Origin of the sequence: Oryzicola mucosus, from assembly GCF_014534685.1 — a bacterium.
GTDB classification, from domain to species: domain Bacteria; phylum Pseudomonadota; class Alphaproteobacteria; order Rhizobiales; family Rhizobiaceae; genus Oryzicola; species Oryzicola mucosus.
Map to the genome: position 1 here is coordinate 358063 of NZ_JACVVX010000001.1, position 24610 is coordinate 382672.

At 62.5% G+C, this 24610-nt stretch carries 25 protein-coding genes; 21 read left to right on the forward strand and 4 right to left on the reverse strand.

Features of this window, described 5'->3' with window-relative positions; genetic code table 11:
• The first annotated feature begins 135 nt into the window (after positions 1–135).
• From ICI42_RS01735 to ICI42_RS01775, 9 genes are all read left to right on the forward strand, one after another.
• The gene (locus ICI42_RS01735) at positions 136–825 is read left to right on the forward strand and encodes a c-type cytochrome (protein WP_188162813.1); all 690 of its coding nucleotides are present in this window, start codon (positions 136–138) and stop codon (positions 823–825) included.
• 154 nt (positions 826–979) lie between these two features.
• Complete coding sequence (locus ICI42_RS01740) at positions 980–2863, forward strand: extracellular solute-binding protein (protein WP_230980123.1); 1884 nt, start codon at positions 980–982, stop codon at positions 2861–2863.
• Positions 2864–2865: 2 nt separating this feature from the next.
• Entirely contained in the window at positions 2866–4725 is a 1860-nt protein-coding gene (locus ICI42_RS01745; protein ID WP_188162815.1) for an extracellular solute-binding protein, read from the forward strand.
• A gap of 46 nt (positions 4726–4771) precedes the next feature.
• Positions 4772–5884: a microcin C ABC transporter permease YejB gene (locus tag ICI42_RS01750; protein ID WP_188162816.1), complete on the forward strand. Its 1113-nt coding sequence runs from the start codon at positions 4772–4774 to the stop codon at positions 5882–5884.
• Positions 5884–7017, forward strand: a complete 1134-nt coding sequence (locus ICI42_RS01755) for an ABC transporter permease (protein WP_188162817.1) — start codon at positions 5884–5886, stop codon at positions 7015–7017. The genes ICI42_RS01750 and ICI42_RS01755 overlap by 1 nt, the downstream gene beginning before the upstream one ends.
• Before the next feature lie 49 nt (positions 7018–7066).
• Positions 7067–7315 carry a type II toxin-antitoxin system VapB family antitoxin gene (locus tag ICI42_RS01760; protein ID WP_188162818.1) on the forward strand — a complete coding sequence of 83 codons (249 nt, stop codon included), beginning with the start codon at positions 7067–7069 and terminating at the stop codon, positions 7313–7315.
• Positions 7312–7704, forward strand: a complete 393-nt coding sequence (locus tag ICI42_RS01765) for a type II toxin-antitoxin system VapC family toxin (RefSeq protein WP_188162819.1) — start codon at positions 7312–7314, stop codon at positions 7702–7704. The genes ICI42_RS01760 and ICI42_RS01765 overlap by 4 nt, the downstream gene beginning before the upstream one ends.
• Positions 7701–9329 carry an ABC transporter ATP-binding protein gene (locus ICI42_RS01770; protein ID WP_188162820.1) on the forward strand — a complete coding sequence of 543 codons (1629 nt, stop codon included), beginning with the start codon at positions 7701–7703 and terminating at the stop codon, positions 9327–9329. The genes ICI42_RS01765 and ICI42_RS01770 overlap by 4 nt, the downstream gene beginning before the upstream one ends.
• A gap of 17 nt (positions 9330–9346) precedes the next feature.
• Positions 9347–10288 (forward strand): 2-hydroxyacid dehydrogenase, encoded by a 942-nt coding sequence (locus ICI42_RS01775; RefSeq protein ID WP_188162821.1) that lies wholly within the window; start codon positions 9347–9349, stop codon positions 10286–10288.
• A gap of 26 nt (positions 10289–10314) precedes the next feature.
• On the opposite strand, the gene ICI42_RS01780 is transcribed toward ICI42_RS01775, so the two are convergent.
• Genes ICI42_RS01780 through ICI42_RS01790 form a run of 3 tightly spaced genes read right to left on the reverse strand, consistent with a single transcriptional unit; the run spans position 10315 to position 12935 of the window.
• Positions 10315–11175, reverse strand: coding sequence for a C40 family peptidase (locus ICI42_RS01780; protein WP_188162822.1), 861 nt, complete (start codon positions 11173–11175; stop codon positions 10315–10317).
• Positions 11172–11522, reverse strand: coding sequence for a MarR family winged helix-turn-helix transcriptional regulator (locus ICI42_RS01785; protein ID WP_188162823.1), 351 nt, complete (start codon positions 11520–11522; stop codon positions 11172–11174). Before ICI42_RS01785 ends, ICI42_RS01780 begins: the two co-directional genes overlap by 4 nt.
• 42 nt (positions 11523–11564) lie before the next feature.
• On the reverse strand, positions 11565–12935 hold the full coding sequence (locus ICI42_RS01790) for a leucyl aminopeptidase family protein (RefSeq protein ID WP_188162824.1): 1371 nt from the start codon (positions 12933–12935) through the stop codon (positions 11565–11567).
• A 203-nt stretch (positions 12936–13138) separates the two neighbouring features.
• Between ICI42_RS01790 and ICI42_RS01795 the strand changes: the two genes are divergently transcribed.
• The 12 genes from ICI42_RS01795 to ICI42_RS01850 all read left to right on the forward strand — a co-directional run bounded on the left by ICI42_RS01795 (position 13139) and on the right by ICI42_RS01850 (position 23524).
• Positions 13139–13435 (forward strand): hypothetical protein, encoded by a 297-nt coding sequence (locus ICI42_RS01795; protein ID WP_188162825.1) that lies wholly within the window; start codon positions 13139–13141, stop codon positions 13433–13435.
• 91 nt (positions 13436–13526) lie between these two features.
• A complete protein-coding gene (locus ICI42_RS01800; RefSeq protein ID WP_188162826.1) occupies positions 13527–13868 on the forward strand; it encodes a hypothetical protein in 342 nt (113 codons plus the stop codon).
• 201 nt (positions 13869–14069) lie between these two features.
• On the forward strand, positions 14070–15311 hold the full coding sequence (locus tag ICI42_RS01805; protein ID WP_188162827.1) for a phosphopentomutase: 1242 nt from the start codon (positions 14070–14072) through the stop codon (positions 15309–15311).
• Positions 15304–16194, forward strand: coding sequence for a bifunctional DNA-formamidopyrimidine glycosylase/DNA-(apurinic or apyrimidinic site) lyase (gene mutM / locus ICI42_RS01810; protein WP_188162828.1), 891 nt, complete (start codon positions 15304–15306; stop codon positions 16192–16194). The genes ICI42_RS01805 and mutM overlap by 8 nt, the downstream gene beginning before the upstream one ends.
• Before the next feature lie 22 nt (positions 16195–16216).
• Positions 16217–16990, forward strand: a complete 774-nt coding sequence (locus tag ICI42_RS01815) for an enoyl-CoA hydratase (protein WP_188162829.1) — start codon at positions 16217–16219, stop codon at positions 16988–16990.
• Positions 16991–17152: 162 nt separating this feature from the next.
• The gene (gene rpsT / locus ICI42_RS01820; RefSeq protein WP_188162830.1) at positions 17153–17422 is read left to right on the forward strand and encodes a 30S ribosomal protein S20; all 270 of its coding nucleotides are present in this window, start codon (positions 17153–17155) and stop codon (positions 17420–17422) included.
• A 68-nt stretch (positions 17423–17490) separates the two neighbouring features.
• On the forward strand, positions 17491–17841 hold the full coding sequence (locus ICI42_RS01825) for a hypothetical protein (RefSeq protein WP_188162831.1): 351 nt from the start codon (positions 17491–17493) through the stop codon (positions 17839–17841).
• Between the two features lie 389 nt (positions 17842–18230).
• On the forward strand, positions 18231–19757 hold the full coding sequence (gene dnaA / locus ICI42_RS01830) for a chromosomal replication initiator protein DnaA (protein ID WP_188162832.1): 1527 nt from the start codon (positions 18231–18233) through the stop codon (positions 19755–19757).
• A 176-nt stretch (positions 19758–19933) separates the two neighbouring features.
• On the forward strand, positions 19934–21052 hold the full coding sequence (dnaN, locus tag ICI42_RS01835; RefSeq protein WP_188162833.1) for a DNA polymerase III subunit beta: 1119 nt from the start codon (positions 19934–19936) through the stop codon (positions 21050–21052).
• Between the two features lie 13 nt (positions 21053–21065).
• Entirely contained in the window at positions 21066–22238 is a 1173-nt protein-coding gene (gene recF, locus ICI42_RS01840) for a DNA replication/repair protein RecF (RefSeq protein WP_330999090.1), read from the forward strand.
• A gap of 31 nt (positions 22239–22269) precedes the next feature.
• On the forward strand, positions 22270–23040 hold the full coding sequence (locus ICI42_RS01845) for a molybdopterin-synthase adenylyltransferase MoeB (protein ID WP_188162834.1): 771 nt from the start codon (positions 22270–22272) through the stop codon (positions 23038–23040).
• A 4-nt stretch (positions 23041–23044) separates the two neighbouring features.
• Positions 23045–23524 (forward strand): GNAT family N-acetyltransferase, encoded by a 480-nt coding sequence (locus ICI42_RS01850; RefSeq protein WP_330999091.1) that lies wholly within the window; start codon positions 23045–23047, stop codon positions 23522–23524.
• A gap of 13 nt (positions 23525–23537) precedes the next feature.
• Here the strand turns inward: ICI42_RS01850 and ICI42_RS01855 are convergent, their stop codons facing one another.
• Entirely contained in the window at positions 23538–24539 is a 1002-nt protein-coding gene (locus ICI42_RS01855) for a 2-hydroxyacid dehydrogenase (protein ID WP_188162836.1), read from the reverse strand.
• Positions 24540–24610 lie beyond the last annotated feature (71 nt).

Here is a 24610-nt window from a genome sequence, read left to right on the forward strand (position 1 = left end):
TATGTGTTGCAACGTCAGAGCAAAAGACCTAGTTTCCGCGCGATTTGGACCGGTCCGCCGGCCGAGAATTCTTTACCGACGATCGGACGCCAGCGCTGGAGGGTGCGGCAATCCGAAAAAGGGAGCCTGGGGCGAATGGACTCTTTCGAACTGAACAAGGTGATCGGCGGGCTCCTGGGGACGGTCTTCATCGTCTTCTCGATCTCGTTGGTGGGCGATGCGATTTTTGCTTCGCCGGCGCCGGAAAAGCCGGGCTTCACCATCGAGGCTGCCGAAGAGGCGCCCGCGGGCGGAGGTGAAGCCGCCGCGGCGGAAGAGCCGATCGCCGTTCTCCTGGCCAGTGCCGATGCCGATGCGGGCGCTGCCGTGTTCAAGAAGTGCACGGCCTGCCATTCCGGCGAAAAGGGCGGCCCCAACAAGGTCGGTCCCGATCTGTGGGACATCGTCAACCGCCCGATCGCCACGCATGGCGGCTTCGCCTATTCCAACGCTTTGAAGGAATTCTCGGAGGGCGGCTCGGTCAAGTGGGACTACGGCCACCTCAGCCACTTCCTCACCTCGCCGAAGGGCTATGTGAAGGGCACCGCGATGGGCTTTGCCGGCATCAAGAAGCCGGATGAGCGCGCCAACCTGATCGCCTACCTGCGCACGCTGGCCGACAATCCGGCTCCGTTACCGGACGCCGCTGCCGCGCCCGCACCTGAAAACACCTCGGCTCCCGAGAGCGGCTCGACGCCTGTCGCGCCTGGCGACGCGCCCGCGCAACCGGCAGCGCCGGCTCCCGAGACCCCGACGACGCCAAACCAGCCTGCGCCGGCGCAGTAACCTGACCAAATTGTAATATTAAGACCTTGAAAAAGCCGGGTTCAGCCCGGCTTTTTCATTTTCTGCATTCTGGTTCGTAACAATCGTGCGAGACCCGGTTTCCATGCACGGCGAATGCTCTAGACTGCTGCGAAATCTGCTTGAGAGGAAGAGAATGACGCTACGCCGGATGACGAGATTTGCCCCCGCCGCCATCGCCGCCGTGTTTTTCATCAGTCCCATCGTCGCCCATGCTCAGGACGAGTGGCACACATCTTATTCCCTCATGGCTGAGTCCAAATACGGCCAGGACTTCAAGCACTACGACTACGTCAACCCGGATGCGCCCAAGGGCGGCACGTTGAACAGCGTGGTGCAAGGCACCTTCGACAGCTTCAATCCCTATATCGTGCGCGGCACGCCGGCCGCGGGCTTCGCTCCGTTTGGCGGAGGCCTGATTTATGAGATGCTGATGGAACAGTCGGTTGACGAGCCGAGCGTCAGCCACCCGCTGATTGCCGAGGCGTTCAAATATCCAGACGATTATTCGTCGGCCACCTACCGGCTTAATCCCGCCGCCAAATGGCATGACGGCCAGCCGGTGACCACCGACGACGTCATCTGGTCGTTCCAGGTGCTCAAAGCCAACAGCCCCTATTACAGCCGCTACTACGAGAATGTCACCGAAGCTGTCGCCGTCGGCGACAACCAGGTCGAGTTCCGTTTCGACCAGAAGGGCAATCGCGAATTGCCCAAGATTATCGGCGACATGATCGTCCTGCCCAAGCACTGGTGGGAGGGCACCGATGCCAAGGGCAAGAAGCGCGACGTCACCCAGCCGACGCTGGAGCCGCCGCTCGGCTCAGGTCCTTACAAGATCGCAAGCTTCAGGCCCGGCCAGGAAATCATCTGGGAGCGCGTCAAGGATTATTGGGGGCAGAACGTTCCTGTGAATGTCGGCCGCAATAATTTCGACAAGCGCCGCTACACCTATATCCTCGATTCCAATGCGGCCTTCCAGGCCTTTACCAAAGGCGGGCTGGAAGACATCGAAGTCGAGATGAGCGCCCGCGACTGGATGACCAAATACAAGTTCCCTGCCCTCGATGCAGGCGACGTCATAAAGAAGGAGTTCAAGGCCACAGCCTCGGCCAATTTCCAGGGCTTCGTGCTGAACACGCGCCGCCCGCTGTTTGCGGACCGCAATGTGCGAAAGGCGCTGACGCTGGCCTATGATTTCGAAACGCTGAACCGAACCATGTCGTTTGGTCTCAACAAGCGCGTGAGCAGCTATTTCGTCGGCGGCGATCTCGCTTCGAGCGGGCTGCCGGAAGGCAAGGAGTTGGAAATCCTGAGCCAGTACAAGGACCAGCTTCCGCCGGAGGTCTTCACCGAGCCGTTTACGCTGCCCGTCTATGCCGAGCCCAAGGATGAGCGCGCCAATCTGCAAGCCGCCGTCAAGGCGTTCGGCGATGCCGGCTGGCACATCAAGAACGGCCGCATGACCAACGACAAGACCGGGCAGGCCTTCGAGTATGAAATCCTGTCGGCAAACGAGGCATCGGAAGCCACGATCAATTATTACATCAGTTCACTGCGCAAGATCGGCGTCACGGCGCGGTTGAGACTGGTCGATCCAACCCAGTATCTCAATCGAATCAACAATTTCGATTTCGATTCCATCATCATGCCGTTGTCTCAATCGGACTCCCCGGGCAACGAACAGCGCGATTTCTGGTCGTCGAAGGTGGCCGATGTGCCCGGCTCGCGCAACTATTCCGGCATCAAGAACCCGGTGATCGACGCGCTTGTCGACCGCGTCATCTTCGCCACCGACCGCGACGACCTCGTTGCCGCCACGCGCGCGCTCGACCGCGCCTTGCTGTGGAATTACTACGTCGTTCCGCAGTTCACCCGCGACACGCAGTGGCTGGCTGTCTGGAACAAGTTCGGCATTCCCGACAAGCAGCCGACCTATGTGGGCGCCGACATCGATTCCTGGTGGATCGACGTCGACAAGGAAAAGGTGCTGGCATCCAAATACAGGAGCCAGAATTGACCATGCGACTGCCGCGGCGACAGTTTTTGGCGCTCGCGGCCTCCGCGATTGCCGCGCCGGCGATCCCGGCCTTTGCCGAGAGCCCGACGAAGACGAAGCTGCACGGGCTGTCGGCTTTCGGCGACCTCAAATATCCCCCTGACTTCTCGCATTTCGACTATGCGAGCCCGGAGGCGCCCAAGGGCGGGCGCTTTGTGTTCTCGGTGCCGTATTGGTATTTCAACCAGAGCCCGCTGACCTTCAACACGCTCAACACCTTCGTGGCGCGCGGCGATGCGCCGCCGCGCATGGAGATGTGCTACGATTCGCTGATGACCCGCGCCCTTGACGAACCGGACGCGGTCTACGGCCTTTTGGCCGAAACCGTTGTTATCAGCGAGGATCGCAACAGCTTCGAATTTGCGCTGCGGCCCGAAGCCCGCTTCCATGACGGCACGCCGCTGACCGCCGAGGACGCGGCGTTTTCCTTCACCATCTTCAAGGAGAAGGGTCACCCCAGCCTGGCGCTGCCGCTGTTGCGGCTCGAAAAAGCCGAGGCGCTCGATCCGCGCACCCTGCGCCTGACCTTCGACGGCAAGCAGTCGGCGCGCACCGTTCTCGATGCCGTGACCTTCCCTCTGGTTTCCAAGGCCTTTTTCGACGTCGCCCCTTTCGACGGCGCCAGCATGAAGCCCGTGCTGGGATCGGGCCCCTACAAGGTCGGCCGCGTGCGGCCGGGCCAGTCCATCGACTATGAGCGCGTGGCGGACTACTGGGCCGCCAATCTTCCGGTAAACCGCGGCACCAATCACTTCGACACCATCCGCATCGAGTTCTACCAGGATCGCCAGGCAGCGTTCGAGGCCTTCAAGAAAGGCGATATCCTGCAGCGGCAGGAGTTCACCTCACGGCTGTGGGCGACCGGCTATGATTTTCCCGCGCTCAAAGAAGGCAAGGTCGTCCGCCGCGACTTCGACGGCGAGAAGCGGCCTTCCATGCAGGCCTGCGCCCTTAACCAGCGGCGCGAGCGCTTCAAGGACCGCCGCGTCCGCGAGGCCATCGCGATCTGCTTCGATTTCGAATGGACCAAGCGCAACCTGTTTTACGATTCCTACGAACGGTCGCAGTCCAGCTTTGAAAAATCCGACTATCGCGCGGAAGGTCCGCCCTCGCCGGCCGAGTTGGAACTGCTCGAACCGTTTCGCGGACAGCTGCCCGATACCGCCTTTGGCGATGCCGTGATCCAGCCGGTCTCGGACGGCAGCGGCCGGGACCGCAAGCTTTTGGGCGCCGCCTCCAAGCTGCTTGCCGACGCCGGATGGAAACGCGACGGATCGTTCGTGCGCAACGCGGCAGGGCAACCGCTGACACTCGAACTGCTGGTCGATGACGAAGGGTTCGTCCGCATCTTCTCGCCATGGGTGGGCAATATGCGCGCCATCGGCATCGACGCATCGGTGCGGCTGGTCGATTCGACGCAATACAACGCCCGACAGAACAGTTTCGACTTCGACCTGATTTCCATGGCGCTGTCCTTTTCGGCGAGCCCGACGCGTGACGAGTTGGACGGCATCTTCCATTCGCGTTCCGCTGGACTGGAAGGGTCGCGCAATTTTCCGGGCACCGCCGATCCGGCCATCGACGCCCTCGTCGACGCTGTGGGGCGCGCGCAGGACAGAGAAACGCTGACGATTGCCATGCGCGCGCTCGATCGGGCCTTGCGCGCCCGGCTCGACTGGATTCCAAATTGGTTTTCGGCGAATCACCGTGTTGCCTATTGGGACATGTTCGGCTTCAAGGAGCCGAAGCCCGACTTCGGCTTTCCCGTCGAGGCGCTCTGGTGGTTCGACAAGGATAAGGCGGCGGCGATTGGCAAGGCTTGAAAACGAGATGACGCGTTCCCTCATTCGGACCGGGGGGCTCTGAGCCTTGGGCGCCTATATCCTTCGCCGATTGCTTTTGATGATCCCGACCTTGTTCGGCATCATGGCGATCTCGTTCGTGGTGATACAGTTCGCGCCGGGCGGTCCCGTCGAGCGGGTTCTCGCACAATTGTCCGGACAGGGCGGCGACGCAGGCGACCGGCTTTCCGGCGGCGGCAGCCCCGACGCAGGCGTCACCGCCAATCCGGGAGGCGGAGCCGGGGCGGAGACATCCTCGCGCTATCGCGGCGCGCAGGGCCTCGACCCGGACTTCATCAAGCGGCTGGAGGTTCAGTTCGGCTTCGACAAGCCGCCGCTGGAGCGTTTCCTGAATATGCTCTGGGACTATGCGCGCTTCGATTTCGGCCAAAGCTACTTCCGCGACATCTCCGTGCTCGACCTGATCATCGAGAAGATGCCGGTCTCGGTCTCGCTCGGTCTCTGGATCACGCTGATTTCCTATGCGATTTCCATCCCCCTCGGCATCCGCAAGGCGGTCAAGGACGGCTCGGCCTTCGACGTCTGGACCAGCGGCGTCGTCATCGTCGGATACGCCATTCCGGGCTTCCTGTTCGCGATTCTCCTGATGGTGCTGTTCGCCGGCGGCTCCTTCTTCGACTGGTTCCCACTGCGCGGCCTCACCTCCGAGAACTGGGAGCAACTGTCCTGGCCGGCCCGCATCCTCGACTATTTCTGGCACCTGACCCTGCCGCTGACGGCGATGGTGCTGTCGGCCTTCGCCACCACGACGCTTCTGACCAAGAACTCCTTTCTCGATGAAATCCGCAAGCAATATGTCGTCACCGCCCGCGCCAAGGGCCTGTCAGAGCGGCGGGTGCTCTACGGCCATGTCTTCCGCAACGCCATGCTGATCATCATCGCCGGCTTTCCCGGCGCCTTCATCTCGGCCTTCTTCACCGGCTCGCTGCTGATCGAGAACATCTTCTCGCTCGACGGGCTCGGCCTGCTCGGCTTCCGTTCGGTGCTCGACCGCGACTATCCGGTGGTGTTCGCCAACCTCTACATCATGTCGCTCATCGGCCTGTTCATCGGCCTCGTCTCCGACCTGACCTACACCAAGATCGATCCCCGCATCGACTTCGACCGGAGGGATGTCTGATGTCGGCGGTGGACTTCGCTCCCGAAACGGTGAAACGGCCCTGGCTGTCGCCGCTCAACATACGCCGCTGGCAGAGCTTCAAGGCCAACCGGCGTGGATACTGGTCGCTGTGGATTTTCCTGTTTCTCTTCGTTCTGACGCTGTTTTCCGAGTTCGTCGCCAACGACCGGCCAGTGATGGTTTCCTACAAGGGGGAAATCCTGTTTCCGGTTCTGGTGGATTATCCGGAGGAGAAATTCGGCGGCTTCTACGCGGTGACCGACTATCGCGACCCGGTCATTCAGGAGGAGATCGAAACGAATGGCTGGATGCTGTGGCCGCTGGTGCGCTACTCCTACCGCACGGTGAACACCGCGATTCCGCAGGCCGCGCCTGCGAAGCCGTCCTGGATGTACGACAAGCAGACGCGCTGCCAACGCCTGCCGCAGGGTGTCGACGATCCCAACTGCGTCATCGGCAACTGGAACTGGCTCGGCACCGACGACCAGGCACGCGACGTGCTGGCGCGCGTGCTCTACGGCTTCCGCATCTCGGTGCTGTTCGGCCTGACGCTGACGATCGGTTCGGCCCTGGTCGGCATCTCGGCCGGCGCCGTGCAGGGCTATTTCGGCGGCTGGGTCGACTTGCTGTTCCAGCGCTTCATCGAAATCTGGTCGGCCATTCCGGTGCTCTACCTGCTGCTCATCGTGGCCGCGATCCTGCCGCCGGGCTTCTTCATCCTGCTGGGGCTGATGCTGCTGTTCTCGTGGGTGGCCTTTGTCGGCGTGGTGCGCGCCGAGTTCCTCCGCGCCCGAAACTTCGAATATGTCAACGCCGCCCGCGCGCTCGGCGTGCCGAACCGCACCATCATGTACCGCCACATGCTGCCCAATGCGATGGTGGCGACACTGACCTTCCTGCCGTTCATCCTGAACAGTTCGATCACCACGCTGACCTCGCTCGACTTCCTCGGCTTCGGCCTGCCGCCGGGCTCGGCCTCTTTGGGCGAACTGCTCAAGCAGGGCCAGCGCAACCTCAATGCGCCATGGCTCGGCCTGTCCGGCTTCGTGGTCATCTCGATCATGCTGTCGCTGCTGATCTTCGTCGGCGAAGCCACCCGCGATGCCTTCGACCCGCGGAAGACGTTCAAATGACCGGGGCCGCATGGTATAATCCTGGCAATCTTCTACCTTGGAGATTGTCATGGGCATGAACATCAAGAGCGAAAAAGCGCAGCGCCTGGCCAAACAGCTCGCCGCCGAGACCGGATTGAGCATGACGGCGGCCATCGAGCAGGCGCTGGAAGCCGAGATTCAGCGGCTGCACAGCCAGCGCGACGTGGCCGAGCGGAAACGGCGCGTGCGTGAGATCGTCGACAGTTTCGGGCCGATACCGGAGGGCGTGACGAGCGACCACTCCGATCTTTACGACGAGCGGGGGCTGCCCAAGTGATCGTCGACGCATCGGCCATTCTGGCCATCCTTTTTGACGAACCCGAAGGCCAGCAAATGGAGGATGCGCTCATTGCCGCAAAGGCACGTCCCGTCATCTCACCGGTGAATTTTCTCGAGGCAGCGGTGCGCGTTGACCAGCTCGGCTCTGACGCGAAGTCGCGCAAACTGGACGATTTGATCGAGAGCCTAGCGATCGAGATCACCACGGTCACGCCCGAGCAGGCGCGTCTTGCGCGGGAGGCCTACCAGACTTTCGGCAAGGGCAACCACAAAGCCAAGCTCAATCTCGGCGACTGTTTCGCCTATGCTCTGTCCAAGGCGCGGTGCCAGCCGCTGCTGTTCAAGGGTGACGATTTCCGCATGACCGACATCGAGGCCGCCCTTTGACCTCTCCCCTGCTTTCCGTCCGCGACCTGTCGGTGGCCTTTGCCCAGGGCGGCAAGGTCTCGACCGCCGTCGACCGCATCTCCTTCGATATCGGCGAAGGCGAAACCGTGGCCCTGGTGGGCGAATCGGGTTCGGGCAAGTCGGTCTCGGCCCTGTCGGTGCTGAAGCTCCTGCCCTATCCGGCGGCCAGCCATCCTAGCGGGCAAATCCTGTTTCGCGGCACAGACCTGTTGTCGGCCGATGAAAAGACCTTGCGTGCCGTGCGCGGCAACAAGGTCACCATGATCTTCCAGGAACCCATGACCTCGCTCAATCCGCTGCATACGATCGAGCAGCAGATCGTCGAGGTGCTCCGGCTTCACCAGGGTATGAGCGACAAGCAGGCCAAGGCGCGGACGCTGGAACTGCTCAAGGAAGTCGGCATTCGCGACCCCGAAAAGCGCCTCGAAGCCTTCCCGCACCAGCTTTCGGGCGGACAGCGGCAGCGCGTCATGATCGCCATGGCGCTGGCCAACGAGCCGGCCCTTTTGATCGCCGACGAGCCGACGACTGCGCTGGACGTGACGGTGCAGGCGCAGATCCTCGAACTGCTTGCCAACCTCAAGGCAAAGAAGGGCATGTCGATGCTCTTCATCACCCATGATCTGGGCATCGTGCGTAAGATCGCCGACCGCGTCTGCGTGATGACCAAGGGCAAGATCGTCGAGACCGGACCGACGAAGGAGATCTTTGCCAATCCGCAGCATGAATACACCCGGCATTTGCTGGCAGCCGAGCCCAAGGGCAAGCCGCCGGCCAGCGACACCTCCGCCAAGCCGGTGATGGAAGGCAAGGACGTCAAGGTCTGGTTCCCCATCCGGCAGGGCTTCCTGCGCCGCACGGTCGATCATGTGAAGGCTGTCGACGGCATCGACGTCATCGTCCGCGCCGGCCAGACGCTTGGCGTGGTCGGCGAATCCGGCTCGGGCAAGACGACGCTGGGGCTCGCCCTCTCGCGCATGATCTCGTCCCAGGGGCGCATCAGCTTCGAGGGCCGCGACATCAATGCGCTGACCTTCAACGAGATGCGGCCACTGCGCAGCGAGTTGCAGATCGTCTTCCAGGATCCATTCGGTTCGCTTAGCCCGCGCATGTCGGTGTCGGAGATCATCGAGGAAGGGCTGAAAATTCACGAGCCGCAATTGAAGGCTGCCGCGCGCGACGCCCATGTCGTCGACGTGCTGCGCGAAGTTGGTCTCGATCCCGCGACCCGCTTCCGCTACCCGCACGAATTTTCCGGCGGCCAGCGCCAGCGCATCGCCATCGCGCGGGCCATGGTTCTGAAGCCGCGCTTCGTCATGCTGGACGAACCGACCTCGGCGCTGGATATGAGCGTGCAGGCGCAGGTGGTCGATCTGTTGCGCAACCTGCAGGCCAAGCACGATCTCGCCTATCTCTTCATCAGCCACGACCTGAAAGTGGTGCGCGCGCTCGCCAATGAGGTTATCGTGATGCGCAACGGGCAGGTGGTGGAAGCCGGCCCCTCCGAGCAGATATTCCAGGCGCCGCAGACCGAGTACACCAAGGCGCTGATTTCGGCGGCGTTCAAGATCGAAGCGGCGCCCACGGGCGTTGTCAGTGAGTAAATAAAAGCAGGTATAATATGGAAAAAGGGCGGATTCTTCTCTCGGTGACGGGATTCAACCCGCAGCGCTGGTACGAATTGCTTTCAGCGGAACGGGACGTGGTGCTGGAGCCGAACGGCCCAGCCGATCCGAGCATCACCTACGCGGTGGTCTGGAAGCAGAAGCCGGGCATCCTGGCGCAACTGCCCAATCTGCGGGCGATCTTTTCCATCGGCGCCGGCGTCGACCATATCTTCAACGACACAAGACTGCCCGAGGCCCCCATCGTGCGCGTGGTCGCCGACAATCTGAGCCGGCATATGGTGGAATATGTCGTCTGGCGGGTGATGGACCATCACCGGCAAGGCATGCTCTATCGTTCGCAGCAGGCAAAGAAAATCTGGCGCGAACCGCCGCAGCGGACCGCGCAGGACATTTCCGTGGGCATCATGGGCCTTGGGAGCCTGGGCCTTGCCGCCGCCAACGCTCTGAAGACACTGGGTTTCCAGACCAATGGCTGGAGCCGTACCGAGAAACAGGTCGACGGCATCACCACCTTCCATGGCGATTCCGGGTTGATCCCCTTCCTCAACGCAACCGACATCCTGGTCGTCCTGCTGCCGCTGACACCAGCGACGAAAGGCATCGTCAATTACGGATTGCTGAAGCACCTGCGACGCCGCAACGGACTAGGCGGAGCGGTGCTGATCAATGCCGGGCGTGGGCGACTGCAGAATGATGAGGACATCCTGCGCGCGCTGGAGGACGGGACGTTGAAGGAAGCGAGCCTCGACGTCTTCGAGGTCGAGCCGCTGCCCAAGACGAGCGGGCTTTGGAACAATCCCAAGGTTTTCGTGACGCCGCATGCCGCGGCAACGTCCGATCCGGCTCATCTGGCCGGACCGATGCTCAGGCAGATGGACGCCTTCGAGCGCGGCGAGCCGCTCGACAATGTCGTCGATCGCGACGCAGGATATTGATCCCTAACGCCAGCCCTCACGCCGTTTCAGGGACGGCGGAAGCCGGTCGGCGCCCCATAAAGATAACCGATGCGATCTATCGCGGCGTGCAGCCCTTCGCGTGCGACGCTCATCGTATGGCCGTTGGCGTGGATCATGGATTCGGCGTCCGTCATGACGGCCACATGGCCCTTCCAGAAGACGAGGTCGCCGCGCTGCAGGCCGGAGTAATCCTTCCCGGGCTGCAGCGGCGTTCCCAGGCCTGCCGCCTGCATGTCGGAATCGCGCAGCGCCGATCTGCCTGCCATGCGCATGGACAGTTGCACCAGCCCCGAGCAATCGATGCCGAAGCCGCTGGCGCCGCCCCACAGATAGGGCGTCTCGACCAGCCGCTCGGCAACAGAGACATAATCCGCAGCATAGTCGCCGATGGGCGCCAGATGAGCCGCGACCAATGTCTTGCCGCTGGAGAGATGGGCGTATTCGGTGCCGCGCGTGGTGCTGCGGTCGACAACCGTGACCCGCGAGCCCATCGAGACGACCCCGCCACGCGGCAGTTTCAGGTCCGGTCCGGGATAGAGAAAGGTGCGCGGGGCAACAACGACATGCGTGGTCTCGGCATCGTTGGCGCCGAGCGCGGCGAGTTGCACATAGCCGACATAGCCGTCGAAAAGGCTCTGGACCCAGGCGAAGCCCTGTCCTTCCTCGAAAACCAGCACGTCCTCGCCCAAAAGGAACTGCGTGTTGACGCCCGCATCGACACGCGGCGCCGCCAGCACATCGACGATCGAAGCACCGATGCGAGCGGCACGCCCTTCCACGAACCGTTCCGCCTGCACCTTGCCCTCCAGCCGGATGTCGGCCAGATCGCGGCGAAAGGCATGAAGGCGTGTATCGTGGACGGTCAAAGCGGCAACTCCAGTGCTTTTGCGATAATAACATCGCCGATGCGCTCGACATAGAGCGCACCTTCGACGGTGCGGCGGATGATGACGTTACGCCGGTCGAACTCGTCACGGTGGCGCGAAACCAGCTTCAGTTCGCCCATCGTGTCGAGCGCCCGGGTGATGACGGGCTTGCTGACACCGAGATGCGCGGCAAGCCCGCGCACCGTATGCGGCGGCGGATCGAGATAGATGGTCAACAGAATGGCGGTCTGGCGCAACGTCAGATCGGGCGCGTCGTCGCGCACCTCGGAGAGGGTGAACTGCTGCCACAGCCGCAGGGCCTGGCTCGGGCGCAACACGATCGGCATTGCGCGACGGTATCAGCCATTCGTTTCGGATGCGTTTCGATCTTACTTCCCGAAACGCGTCGAAATGACGGTTTCCAGCGCACGGATGGCCTGCGCCTCGCCGCCGGCCGGGCTGTGCGGACGGTCCGCCGGGTTCCACCCGAAGATGTCGAAATGCGCCCATGACCCCGCTTTTTCGACGAAGCGCTTGAGGAACAGGGCGGCGGTGATCGAACCGGCGAAGCCGTCCGTGGTCACGTTGTTCATGTCGGCGACCTTTGACGACAGTTTCGCGTCATAGGGCATCCACAGCGGCATGCGCCACAGCGGGTCTTCCACCGCTACCGCGGCCGATGCGAGTTCGGATGCGAGCGCATCGTCGTCAGTGTAGAAGGGCGGCAGATCGGGCCCGAGCGCAACACGCGCCGCCCCTGTCAGCGTCGCCAGGTCGATCAGCAGATCCGGCGTCTCCTCGTCGGCCAAAGCCAGCGCATCGGCCAGGATCAGCCGACCCTCAGCATCGGTGTTGCCGATCTCGACCGTGATGCCCTTGCGGCTGGTCAACACATCGCCGGGCCGGAAGGCGTTGCCGGCAATCGCGTTCTCGACCACGGGGATCAGAACGCGCAGCCTGACGTCCAGTTTCGCTGCCATGATCATCGAGGCGAGGCCGAGCACGTTGGCCGCTCCACCCATGTCCTTCTTCATCAGGAGCATGCCCGAGGCCGGTTTGATGTCGAGGCCTCCAGTGTCGAAACACACGCCCTTGCCGACCAGCGTGACCTTGGGAGCCGCATCCCTGCCCCACTTCATATCGAGCAGCCGGGGCGCATCGACCGAAGCGCGGCCGACAGCGTGGATCATGGGAAAATTCGCCGCAAGAAGATCGTCGCCCCTGGTGACCGATATATATGCGCCATGCGCCTGCGCGAGATCCCGCGCGGCCTTCTCAAGCGCGTCCGGGCCCATATCGTTGGTCGGCGTGTTGATAAGGTCGCGTGCCAGCAGGCTGCCGGTGGCCAACGCTTTGACGCGCTCGGCATCGACACCTTCAGGCAGCGCGAAGCGGATCGCTCTGCCGCCTTTTTTGCCGTAGCGGGTGAAGACATAGCCGCCAAGCAGAAGTGCCAGCGACGAGAGTTCGGGGTTGGCGGGCCAAGTCGCAAAATGCCAGTCGCCTTCCGGCAAGGCCTTCGCCAAGGCACCGACAGCCATCGCGCTGGCGGCCTCAGCCCCCAGGCCGAACAAAGCACCGCCCGCGTCGCCCGATGTGGACGGCAGGATCAGAACCTTGCCCGTTTCGCCATTGAAGCCGTTGGCTTTGGCCCAGTTCTCGACCGCAGCACCGAGCTTTGCTTGGGCCAGCCCGTCCTTGGCGATGAGATGGACGGGCAAGGCGCCTTCAGGTTTCCGCTGCAACAACTCGACGGGCATTTCATATCCTTTTGGGAACTGTCTTGGTGATCAGGTGAGTGATACGTCTCGGGCCGCTCGGTGCAACGCTTTTGTTACATATAGGTGCGATTATGTGCTGCACCTTCGTGCAGCGTTGCTTGGGGCAATTTTTTGGTTGACGGGGATTTATGTGCGACGCACCATCAATTTGCGGCGTTGCACAATAATCCTACGAGGCGATGATGAAGACTTTTTTTGTCAGCTATAGATTGGACTTTGACAAGTATTTTCTCGAGCGGTTGCAATCGATCCGGTATGAACTCTCCGAGATTGGTGACGCTTGGACAGAGGTTCCTCAGTTCGCTGTCGTTCGATGCGACGATGAAGCCAACAGCGAGACGATAGAGTGGGCTTTTTATCGCGGCGGGTTCGACAAGAGCCGCGATTCGATGACGATTTTCGAAGCTGAGCCGACCAGCGCCGTGAGCATTGGCGACCGGCCCGACTACCCACTGCCTTCTCTCAGCTTCCAGGGTTGATCTCCGCCCATCCTATTCCAGCCTGATTGTTATAGTTGCTGGGTTGGTGAACAAGTCTGCGCTCAGGCGGGCCAAGAAATGGAGATGGCAATTGCGATTTTGGCTTTTACTGGCAGCCCTGCTGTTTGCCGGCACGGTTGCGAACGCTCAGGCGGTGGACCTAAGCAACCGTGAGTTGGAAGACAGGCTGGACCAGGCGCGTGTACAACTCGTTGAGCTGCAGGACAAGCGCCAGGAACTCCTTGGTCCCTGGCGCGAGGCGAATGCTCTGCTGGAAGAGGCCAAGCTCTCACAAGACGAGGCGCGCATCGCGGAATGGGAGAAAAAAGTCTCGGCCATGAAACCCGCCTATATCGAAAACCGCGAGGCCTATTTCGCCACGGTGAAAGAAGTCGAAAAGCTGAAAGCAGAACGGGAACGCCGCGGTTTATGATGGTATCGAGGCTGTCTTTCGCACGCGGCGGCGATCTCAAATCCCAAGGAAATGAAGCGCTAGGATCCTGTGTGACAGCTACATGCTTAGGATCACAGTTGCACGCGTCCCACCCTCCCGCGTCGACACCTATCCGCGTCGAACCGATTGCCAAGTTCGAGCAGCCCGCCTATCTCTGACCCAAAGATTGGCAGGAGTTTCATGGCGCGGGCATTTCTCTTCGTTCTCGATTCCGTGGGCATTGGCGGCGCGCCCGATGCCGAACGGTTCGGCGACGCCGGGGCGGACACGCTCGGTCATATCGCGCTGGCCTGCGCCGAAGGACGCGCCGACAGGTCCGGCCTGCGCAGCGGACCCCTGCGGCTGCCCGTCATGGGTTCGCTGGGCCTGGGCGAAGCGGCCTATCTCGCTGCCGGAGATCGTCCCGACATCGGCGCGGCTGTTCTTGCGCCCTCCTCGTTCCATGGCGCCGCCCGGGAAATCTCCAGCGGCAAGGACACGCCTTCCGGCCATTGGGAAATCGCCGGCCTGCCGGTGCGCTTCGACTGGGGTTACTTTCCCGAGACGGTACCGACCTTTCCGCCCGAACTAACCGACATGATCGTCCGCGAGGCGGGGCTGCCGGGGATTCTGGGCAATTGCCACGCTTCGGGCACCGACATCATCGAACGCCATGGCGAAGAGCACATCCGGACCGGAAAGCCAATCTGCTACACATCGGCCGACTCGGTGTTCCAGATCGCCGCGCATGAAACGCATTTCGGGCTGGAGAAACTTTACGATCTTTGCGCAACCGTCCGGCGTCTGGTCGACCCTCTCAACATCGGTCGCGTTATCGCCCGGCCGTTCACCGGCGAAGACGCGGCCCATTTCGAGCGCACCGGCAACCGGCGCGACTACGCGGTGCCTCCCCCCGAAGCCACGCTGCTCGACCGTCTGGTCGAACGCGGAAGCACGGTCCTCGGCATAGGCAAGATCGGCGACATCTTCGCCCATCGCGGCATCTCCCGCCTGCGCAAGGCGCCCGACAACATGGCGATGTTCGACCAGGCCCTGGCCGCCATGGACGAGGCGGGGGATGGCGACCTGGTCTTTGCCAATTTCGTCGATTTCGACATGCTCTACGGCCACAGGCGCGATGTCGCGGGCTATGCCGCGGCGCTCGAAGCGTTCGACCGGCGCCTGCCGGAGGCGCTCGCCAAGCTGCGCGAAGGCGACCTGCTGATCCTGACGGCCGACCATGGCTGCGACCCGACCTGGCGCGGCACCGACCACACGCGCGAGCAGGTTCCCGTCATCGGTCTCCTGCCTGGCCATGCCGGCGGTTCGATCGGCCTGCGCGGCAGCTTCGCCGATATCGGAGAGACGGCGGCGGAGCATCTCGGTTTGGCTGCCGGTCCCTACGGCGCCTCGTTTTACAAGGCGATGACAGCCGATGCCTGAGCTTCCCGAGGTCGAGACCGTCCGGCGCGGGCTGCAGCCGGTGCTCGAAGGCGCACGGATATGCGCCGTCGAGATGCGCCGACCCAATCTGCGCTTTCCGTTCCCGCCCGGTTTCGTCGAGCGGCTGGTCGGCAAGACCATCGTCTCGGTCGGCCGACGCGCCAAATATCTCGTGATGCATATAGAAGACGGGCCGATCCTGATCTGCCATCTCGGCATGTCCGGCTCCTTCCGCATAGAGGCCGATGGCGGTGCCGACATTCCCGGCGTCTTCGTCCACGAGCGCTCCAAGGCGCAGTTTCACGACCATGTCGTCTTCGACCTCGAGACCAAGGGCGGCGGCCTTGCCCGCGTCGTCTTCAACGATCCCCGGCGTTTCGGCTTTATGCTGTTTGCCGAGCAGGATGGCAGTGTCCATCCCATGCTGACAGGCCTCGGCATCGAACCGACCGGCAACGCACTAGACGGCCCGATGCTCGCCAGGCTGCTCGAAGGCAAGAAGACGCCGCTCAAGGCAGCGCTTCTCGACCAGCGGCTGATCGCGGGGCTCGGCAACATCTATGTGTCCGAAGCGCTGTGGCGAGCCGGGCTGTCGCCCAGGCGCCTCGCCGGCACGCTTGGCGGCCGCGGCAAGCTCGCCCGGGACCGCAGCGCCCTGCTCGCCCAATCCATCCGCGAGGTGATCGCGGATGCGATTGCCGCCGGCGGCTCCTCCTTGCGCGATTATGTGCAGACGGACGGCTCGCTGGGCTATTTTCAACACTCCTTCTCGGTCTATGGGCGTGAGGGAGAACCATGCCGGAAGCCCGGCTGCACCGGACATGTCGAGCGCATCGTCCAGAGCGGCCGGTCCACTTTCTTCTGCAGCCGGTGCCAGCACTGAATCACAGGGAGACGACGAAGACATGGCTTACGAGACAATACTGGTGGAGACGCGCGGCAAGGTCGGGCTGATCACGCTGAACAGGCCCAACGCGCTCAACGCGCTGAACTCGCAAGTGCTGGCCGAGCTGCTCGCCGCTGTCGAAGGCTTCGAGAAAGACGGCACTATCGGCGCCATCGTGCTCACCGGATCGGAAAAGGCCTTCGCCGCCGGTGCCGACATCAAGGAAATGCAATCGCAGTCCTATGTCGACATGTATCTCGGCGATTTCTTCAGCGGCTGGGAAGCCTTCACCCGCACCCGCAAGCCGATCATCGCCGCCGTTGCCGGCTACGCGTTGGGCGGCGGCTGCGAGTTGGCGATGATGTGCGACTTCATCATCGCGGCAGACACCGCGAAATTCGGACAGCCCGAAATCACGCTCGGCGTCATGCCCGGAATGGGCGGGTCGCAGCGGCTCACCCGTTTCGTCGGCAAGTCGAAGGCGATGGACATGTGCCTCACCGGCCGCATGATGGATGCAGCCGAGGCCGAACGTGCGGGCCTTGTGTCGCGCGTCGTACCCGCCGGCGAGGTGGTGGAGGAGGCCTTGAAGGCCGCGACCAAGATCGCCGGTTTCTCTCTGCCTTCCGTCATCATGAACAAGGAGGCGGTCAACCGCTCCTATGAGACCACCCTCGCCGAAGGCCTGCGCTTCGAGCGGCGGTTGTTTCATTCCATGTTCGCGCTCGAGGATCAGAAGGAAGGCATGACGGCCTTCGTCGAGAAACGCGCCGCCAACTTCCAGAACCGCTAGGACCGATGACGGGGCGGTACCCGTCGCATCTGCCCGATCCGTTCGGATTCACGTTGACGCGGCGAAAAAGCTGAACTATAAGCCGCGCAACTGAGGTGGCCGTTTGGCCGCCCGAGATTTTTTTGCGCCCTACACGGCGTCAACCCAGATTAGAGAGGCACCATGGCCAATACCTCTTCGGCCAAGAAGGCAACGCGGAAAATCGCTCGCCGCACGGCTTTGAACAAGAACCGTCGTTCGCGGGTCCGCACCTTCATCCGCAAAGTCGAGGAAGCACTGGCCTCCGGCGACAAGTCCGCAGCGCAGGAAGCCTTCGTTGCAGCACAGCCTGAACTGATGCGCGCCGCCACCAAGGGCGTGATGCACAAGAACACTGCATCCCGCAAGGTTTCGCGTCTCGCCCAGCGCCTCAAGGCCCTGTCGGCAGCTTAAATCCAAGCTCTGGAATACCCAAAAGCCCGGCGCTTTGGCGCCGGGCTTTTCTTTTGCCGAACAAAAGCATGAAATTTGTCCTCACGTGGCAGCTTTGGCGCACGGGAGATGTCTTTGTTGGTTTGCCGGCGTCTCTCCAACCCGCCAGCGGAAATTCCTCAATAGAAACACTCTCCGAAATTGCAGCGATCTCGAATTGTCGTTTTATAACAGGATGTTGCAGACCTTTATCCACAGCTTGTTCACTCTGCGCAGCACCCTTCGGGGACAAGTCTATGTCAAGCAATTTTTTTAGAAAAATTTATCAGGCCGGCGTAGATTTCGGCATTCGTCAAAACGGTTTGAATCACAAAGGCTTTGCCGCTTTCCGGGCGAAGAATCCCATTTTGGGGCAGCGCAATTCCTTAAAAATCCGTTAGCCCCGGTCTTGCTCTGTCCACAACGTTTTTCGTACAGTCAAAACATCGAAGGGACGGGCTCCGAGCCCACTACCAAACCTGAAAACTTGCAGTTTTCCGAACGCGGCGCAATGCCGCGAACGGGCAAGGTTTGGCCTTCTGCGTAGAAGTGTGAGTGGGGTACTTACGACAATTAGAGCATGCGGCGCGCCAGCGCATAACGCTGGCAGAGAAGGTTTTGTTTGTCTTTTTGCGTCAAACGGACGGACCTCGTTCGCTGCGCAAGGCAGGCGATAGGAAAACGGTTGCCGCCGCCTCAAGCGGCTTCCGAAACATAATAACCTCGGCAGGCGCAAGTGGCGCACCTGCACGATGGACATGAAAGTACAGGGATAGGGATTTTGGCGAAAATGCAGAGCAGTGTGGAACGGCAGACGGTTTCCAGCTTTCATATCGGCGAAAGCCCCGCGATCGAGGGCGAGGTGAAAGCTGCAAGCGGTGCTGAACAGAATTTCGAGAGGGTGAAGGCACAGCTTAAGGCGCGGTTGGGAAGCGAAGTCTATTCAAGCTGGTTCGGCCGCATGAAGGTCGCGGAAGCCTCCAAGGACATTGTCCGCCTGTCGGTTCCAACGGCCTTTCTGAAATCGTGGATCAACAGCCACTATGTCGACCTGATTGCCGAACTCTGGCGCCAGGAAGAACCCGGCCTGTTGAAGCTGGAAGTGATCGTCCGCACCGCGGCCCGTGCGGCCCGCATCGAGCCTGAGGCGCCGGTGGCTCGCAAGATGCCGCATCAGGCCCAGACCGCGCTGTCCTCGGGCATGGTCTCGCCAACCAAGATGGAACGCCCGTTGTCGGCGCGCCCCATCCCGGCGGAGACCGAATTCAAGCAGAGCGTTCTCGGCTCCCCGCTCGACCCGCGCTATACGTTTCAGTCCTTCGTCGAGGGCCCGGCCAATCGCGTAGCACTCGCCGCCGCCAAGGCGGTGTCGGAATCGACTTCGCGCTTCAACCCGCTTTTCCTGCATGCCTCAGTCGGCCTCGGCAAGACGCACCTGCTTCAGGCGCTCGCGGCGGAATCGCTGCGCCAGAACCCGAAGTCGCGCGTCGTCTATCTGACGGCGGAATATTTCATGTGGCGTTTCGCCACCGCGATCCGCGACAACAATGCGCTGACGCTGAAGGAACAGCTGCGCGACATCGACCTTTTGATCATCGACGACATGCAGTTCCTTCAGGGCAAGTCGATCCAGCACGAGTTCTGCCATCTCATCAACATGCTGCTCGACAGCGCCAAGCAGGTCGTCGTCGCCGCGGACCGTCCGCCGTCGGAACTGGAATCGCTGGAGCCCCGCGTCCGCTCGCGCCTCAATGGCGGCGTGGCGCTGGAGATCATGGCGCCCGACTACGCCATGCGTCTGGGCATGCTGCAGATGCGTATGGCGCAGGCCAGGGCCGAAGACCAGAATCTCAGCATGGATGAGGAAATCCTCTCCCATATTGCCCGCACCGTCACCGGCAGCGGTCGCGAACTGGAAGGCGCCTTCAACCAGCTTCTCTTCCGCCAGTCCTTCGAGCCGAACCTGACGATCGACCGCGTCGAGGAAATCCTCGGCCATATCTATCGCTCCGGCGAGCCCAAGCGCGTCCGCATCGAGGACATCCAGCGCATCGTAGCAAGACACTACAACGTGTCGAAGACGGAGCTTCTGTCGAACCGCCGCACCCGCACCATCGTCAAGCCGCGCCAGGTCGCCATGTACCTGTCCAAGGTAATGACGCCGCGCTCGCTGCCGGAGATCGGACGCCGCTTCGGCGGTCGCGACCACACCACGGTTCTGCACGCCGTCCGCAAGATCGAGGATCTGTCGGGTGCCGACAACACGCTGGCGCAGGAACTGGAATTGCTGAGAAGGCTGATCACCGATCAGGCCTGAGCTGCCCTCCAGGGTTATCCCCAGAATGGTCGTCCGGAAACGCATAAGCGTGTGCGAAGGCTTGCGTTTCCGGCTCATTTCCTGTCAGACTTGCCGCCCATTCTGAACGTGCCCACGGCGCTCTGAGGGCTCGCCCGCAGAGCCCGCGACTTCATGAAAAGCGAGTTTGTTGCATCATGCGTGTTGTTCTTGAACGCTCTAACCTTCTCAAGTCGCTGAACCATGTTCATCGCGTGGTTGAGCGGCGCAACACGATTCCGATTCTGTCCAACGTGCTGATGAAGGCGGACGGCAACAGCCTCGCGCTGAAGGCCACCGACCTCGATCTCGAGATCACCGAAGCCACGCCCGCCCAGGTCGACCAGGCCGGGGCGACCACGGTTCCTGCCCATCTGCTCTACGACATCGTCCGCAAGCTGCCTGACGGTGCCGAGGTGATGCTGAAGACCGACGACGACGGCAACGCCATGTCGGTGGTGTCGGGGCGTTCGAGCTTCCGCCTGCAGTGCCTGCCGCAATCCGACTTTCCCGAGCTGTCGGCCGGCAGCTTCTCGCACAAGTTCACGCTTGAAGCGGCCAAGCTCAAGATGCTGATCGACAAGACGCAGTTCGCGATCTCGACCGAGGAAACGCGCTATTATCTCAACGGCATTTTCCTGCACACCTTCGAGAGCGAAGGCAATTTGAAGCTGCGTTCCGTCGCCACCGACGGCCACCGCCTGGCACGCGCCGAATTCGAGGCGCCGGCGGGTGCGGAAGGCATGCCGGGCATCATCATTCCACGCAAGACCGTCAGCGAAGTGCAGAAGCTGGTCGACGATCCGGAAATCGCTGTCACCACGGAGCTGTCCGACACCAAGATCCGCTTCACCATCGGCTCCATCGTGCTGACCTCGAAGCTGATCGATGGCACCTTCCCCGACTATCAGCGCGTCATCCCCACCGGCAACGACAAGAAGCTGGTCATCGACCGCCAGAGCTTCGCCTCCGCCGTCGACCGCGTCTCGACCATTTCGTCGGAGCGCGGCCGCGCGGTCAAGCTGTCGATTGCCGACGGCCAGGTGACGCTCGCCGTCAACAATCCCGATTCCGGCAGCGCTACCGAGGAACTGGCGGCGGACTACGCCTCCGATCCCATCGAGATCGGCTTCAACGCCAAATACCTGCTCGACGTCGCAGCCCAGCTGTCGGGCGGCGAGGCTCGCTTCATGCTCGCCGATGCCGGTTCGCCGACGCTCATCCAGGACACATCGGACGATCACACGCTCTACGTGCTGATGCCGATGCGCGTCTAGCGTCACCTCAGACGTGCCGGGACAGCTGCCCGAGCCGACTAAAGCGCTCCCGTCAAACTTCATCAGCCGGCTGACGCTGACCGATTTCCGCAACTATGCGGAGCTCGCGGTCTGCTTCCGGCCGGGCGCGGTCGTCTTCACCGGCGAGAACGGCGCGGGCAAGACCAATTTGCTCGAAGCCATCTCCTTCCTCACGCCCGGACGCGGCCTGCGCCGCGCGCCTTATCCCGATGTCGCGCGCGAAGGCGGACGCGGCGGATTCGCGGTCCACGCCACAGTCGAAGGGCCGGACGGCGAGGCTGAGATCGGCACCGGAACGCTGTTCGACGGCGCGGGCGAAGGCGGACGCCGCGTGCGCATCAACGGCACCACCGTGCGCTCGGCCGAGGAGATGCTCGACTGGCTGCGCGTGGTCTGGCTGACGCCTTCGATGGATGCGCTGTTCACCGGGCCTGCGGCCGACCGCCGCCGCTTTCTCGACCGGCTGGTGCTGACCATCGATCCCGCCCATGGCCAGCGCGCGCTGGACTACGAAAAAGCCATGCGCGGCCGCAATCGCCTGCTTGCCGAAGACCGGCGCGACCGCGTCTGGTTCGAGGCCATCGAAACGCAGATGGCCGAGACGGGCGTGGCGATTGCCGCCGCCCGCGCCGAGATGACCCGGCTTCTGACCGCGATGATCGGCAAGCTGCCCGAAACCGGGCCTTTCCCGCAGGCCGATCTGGCCCTGTCGGGCACGCTTGAGGAAAATATCGGCGCACAGGCCGCCGTCGACATGGAAGAGCGTTTCCGCCAGATGCTGGCAGACGGACGCGACCGCGACCGCGCGGCCGGCCGCACGCTGGAAGGCCCGCACCGCTCCGACCTGATCGTGCGGCACCGGCCCAAGGCGATGCCTGCCGAACTCTGCTCCACCGGCGAGCAGAAGGCGCTTCTGGTCGGGATCATCGTCTCGCACGCCCGGCTGACCGGCGAGATGGCGGGTTCGGCTCCGATCCTTCTGCTCGACGAAATCGCCGCGCATCTCGATGCGGGCCGGCGCGCGGCGCTGTTTTCCATCCTGGAAGAGCTGAATTGCCAGGCCTTCATGACCGGCACCGAGCCTGAGCTGTTTTCCAGCCTCAAGGGCAAGGCACAGTTCATCACGGTCGACCACGGCAGCGTTGGCCCTACCGAAAGCGCCTGACAAGCCGAATGCGGCGCGATATCGTCGCGCCATGAGCAAGCAGCCCGCACTCTCCGACGAGGAACTGACGCGTTATGCGCGCCACATCGTGCTGCCGGAAATCGGCGGTCCGGGGCAGCAGAAGCTGAAGCGTGCGCGGGTTCTGGTGATCGGCGCGGGCGGGCTCGGCGCTCCGGTGCTGGAATATCTCGCCGCCGCCGGCGTCGGCACGCTGGGCATCGTCGACGATGACACCGTGTCCCTGTCCAACCTGCAGCGGCAGGTGATCCACGACACCCAGGCCGTCGGTCGCTCAAAGGGCCAAAGCGCACGCGACGCCATTGCCCGCATCAACCCGCATGTCACTGTTGAACTGCACGAGTTGCGGCTTGACCAGGACAATGCGCGCGACCTGATTTCCGGCTACGATCTCGTCATCGACGGCTCCGACAATTTCGACACACGCTACGCCGTTGCCGATGCCTCGGAAGCCGAGAACAAACCCCTCGTTCATGCCGCTGTAGGGCGTTTCGACGGGTCGATTACCGTTTTGACACCCTTCAAAACCGACGACCAAGGGGTCCAAAACCCCGGTTATCGCGACCTTTTTCCCGAGCCGCCACCGCCCGGCCTGGTGCCGTCCTGCGCCGAGGCGGGCGTTATAGGCGCGCTGACCGGCGTCGTCGGCACGTTGCAGGCGATGGAGGCGATCAAGCTGATCACCGGCATCGGCGAACCGCTTATCGGTCGGCTTCTGCTCTATGACGCGCTCGGCGCGCGTTTCGACACCATTCGCTACAAGCGATCCAGAAACGAAGACTAGCCCGGTGACAATCCAGGCCCTGCCCGCGGATTTCGACCGCTGGGGCGCGCTGCTGACGCTGATCAGGCGTTCTTTCGCCTATATGGACGGTGTCATCGACCCGCCCTCTTCCGCGCATCGTCTGACGCCGGAAATCCTGCGCGACAAGGCGCAAGCAGAGACCTGCCTCATAGCACTTGCCGGCGACCGGCTTGTCGGCTGCATCTTCGTCGCCAGACGGCAGGACGCTGTCTATGTCGGCAAGCTCGCCGTCGAGGAAAGCGCGCGTGGCCTGGGCATCGGGCGGCTTTTGATGAATTCAGCCGAACGCCTCGCGCTGGAGTCGGGCACTCCGATCCTGGAGTTGGAGACCCGCATCGAACTCACCAAAAACCACGCCACCTTCGAGCGGCTTGGCTTTGCGGAGTTCAAGCGCACCGTGCATCCCGGCTATGACCGGATCACCTCGATCACCTACCGGAAACGGCTTTCCGTCCATCCGTAAGTCATGACTTACATCAATTCCGGAGCGGCAGCACCCGATCCGGTGGGCGGTGTCCGTCGACATGAGCGCGGATGTTGATGATGACCTTCTCACCCATATCGATGCGGCTTTCGATGGTGGCCGAGCCCATATGCGGCATCAGCACCACCTTGCCCTTATGCGCCAGCTTGAGCAGCTTCGGGCTCACCGCCGGCTCCTGCTCGAACACGTCGAGCCCGGCACCGGCGAGCTTGCCGTCCTGCAGCAGCTTGACCAGCGCATCCTCGTCGATGATGTCGCCGCGCGAGGTGTTGACCAGATAGGCCGAGGGTTGCATCAGCGCCAGACGCCGGGCCGAGAGCAGATGGAAGGTCGCGGGGGTTGAGGGACAGTTGACCGAGATGATGTCCATGCGGGCGAGCATCTGGTCGAGGCTTTCCCAATAGGTCGCCTCCAGCTCGTCTTCCACCGCCGGCAGCACGCGGTTGCGGTTGTGGTAATGGATCGACAGTCCGAAGGCTTTGGCGCGGCGTGCGACCGCCGTGCCGATGCGGCCCATGCCGACGATGCCGAGACGCTTGCCCCAGATGCGGCGGCCCAGCATCCAGGTCGGCGACCAGCCGCCCCATTTGCCGTCGCCCAGGAGCACGTTGGCGCCTTCCGTCAGACGGCGCGGCACCGAGATGATCAGACCCATGGTCATGTCGGCGGTGTCTTCGGTCAGCACGTTGGGCGTGTTGGTCACGGTGATGCCGCGCCGGCTGGCGGCGGCGACGTCGATCTTGTCGACGCCATTGCCGAAATTGGCGATCAGCTTCAGCCGCTCGCCGGCCTGGGCGATCAACGCCTCATCGATCGTGTCGGTGACGGCGGGGACCAGCACGTCGGCCTCCTTGACGGCGGCGACCAGCTCCGGCTGCGTCATCGGGCGGTCTTCGACATTGAGCCTGGCGTCGAACAACTCGCGCATGCGGGTCTCGACCGGATCCGGAAGCTTGCGCGTTATGATGACGAGAGGCTTCTTCTTGCCGGCCATTGTTTCCTCACCCAGCTTCTTGTTGAGACCTCTTTAACCAAGATCGGCGAAACTGGAAATCCATCTGGAGC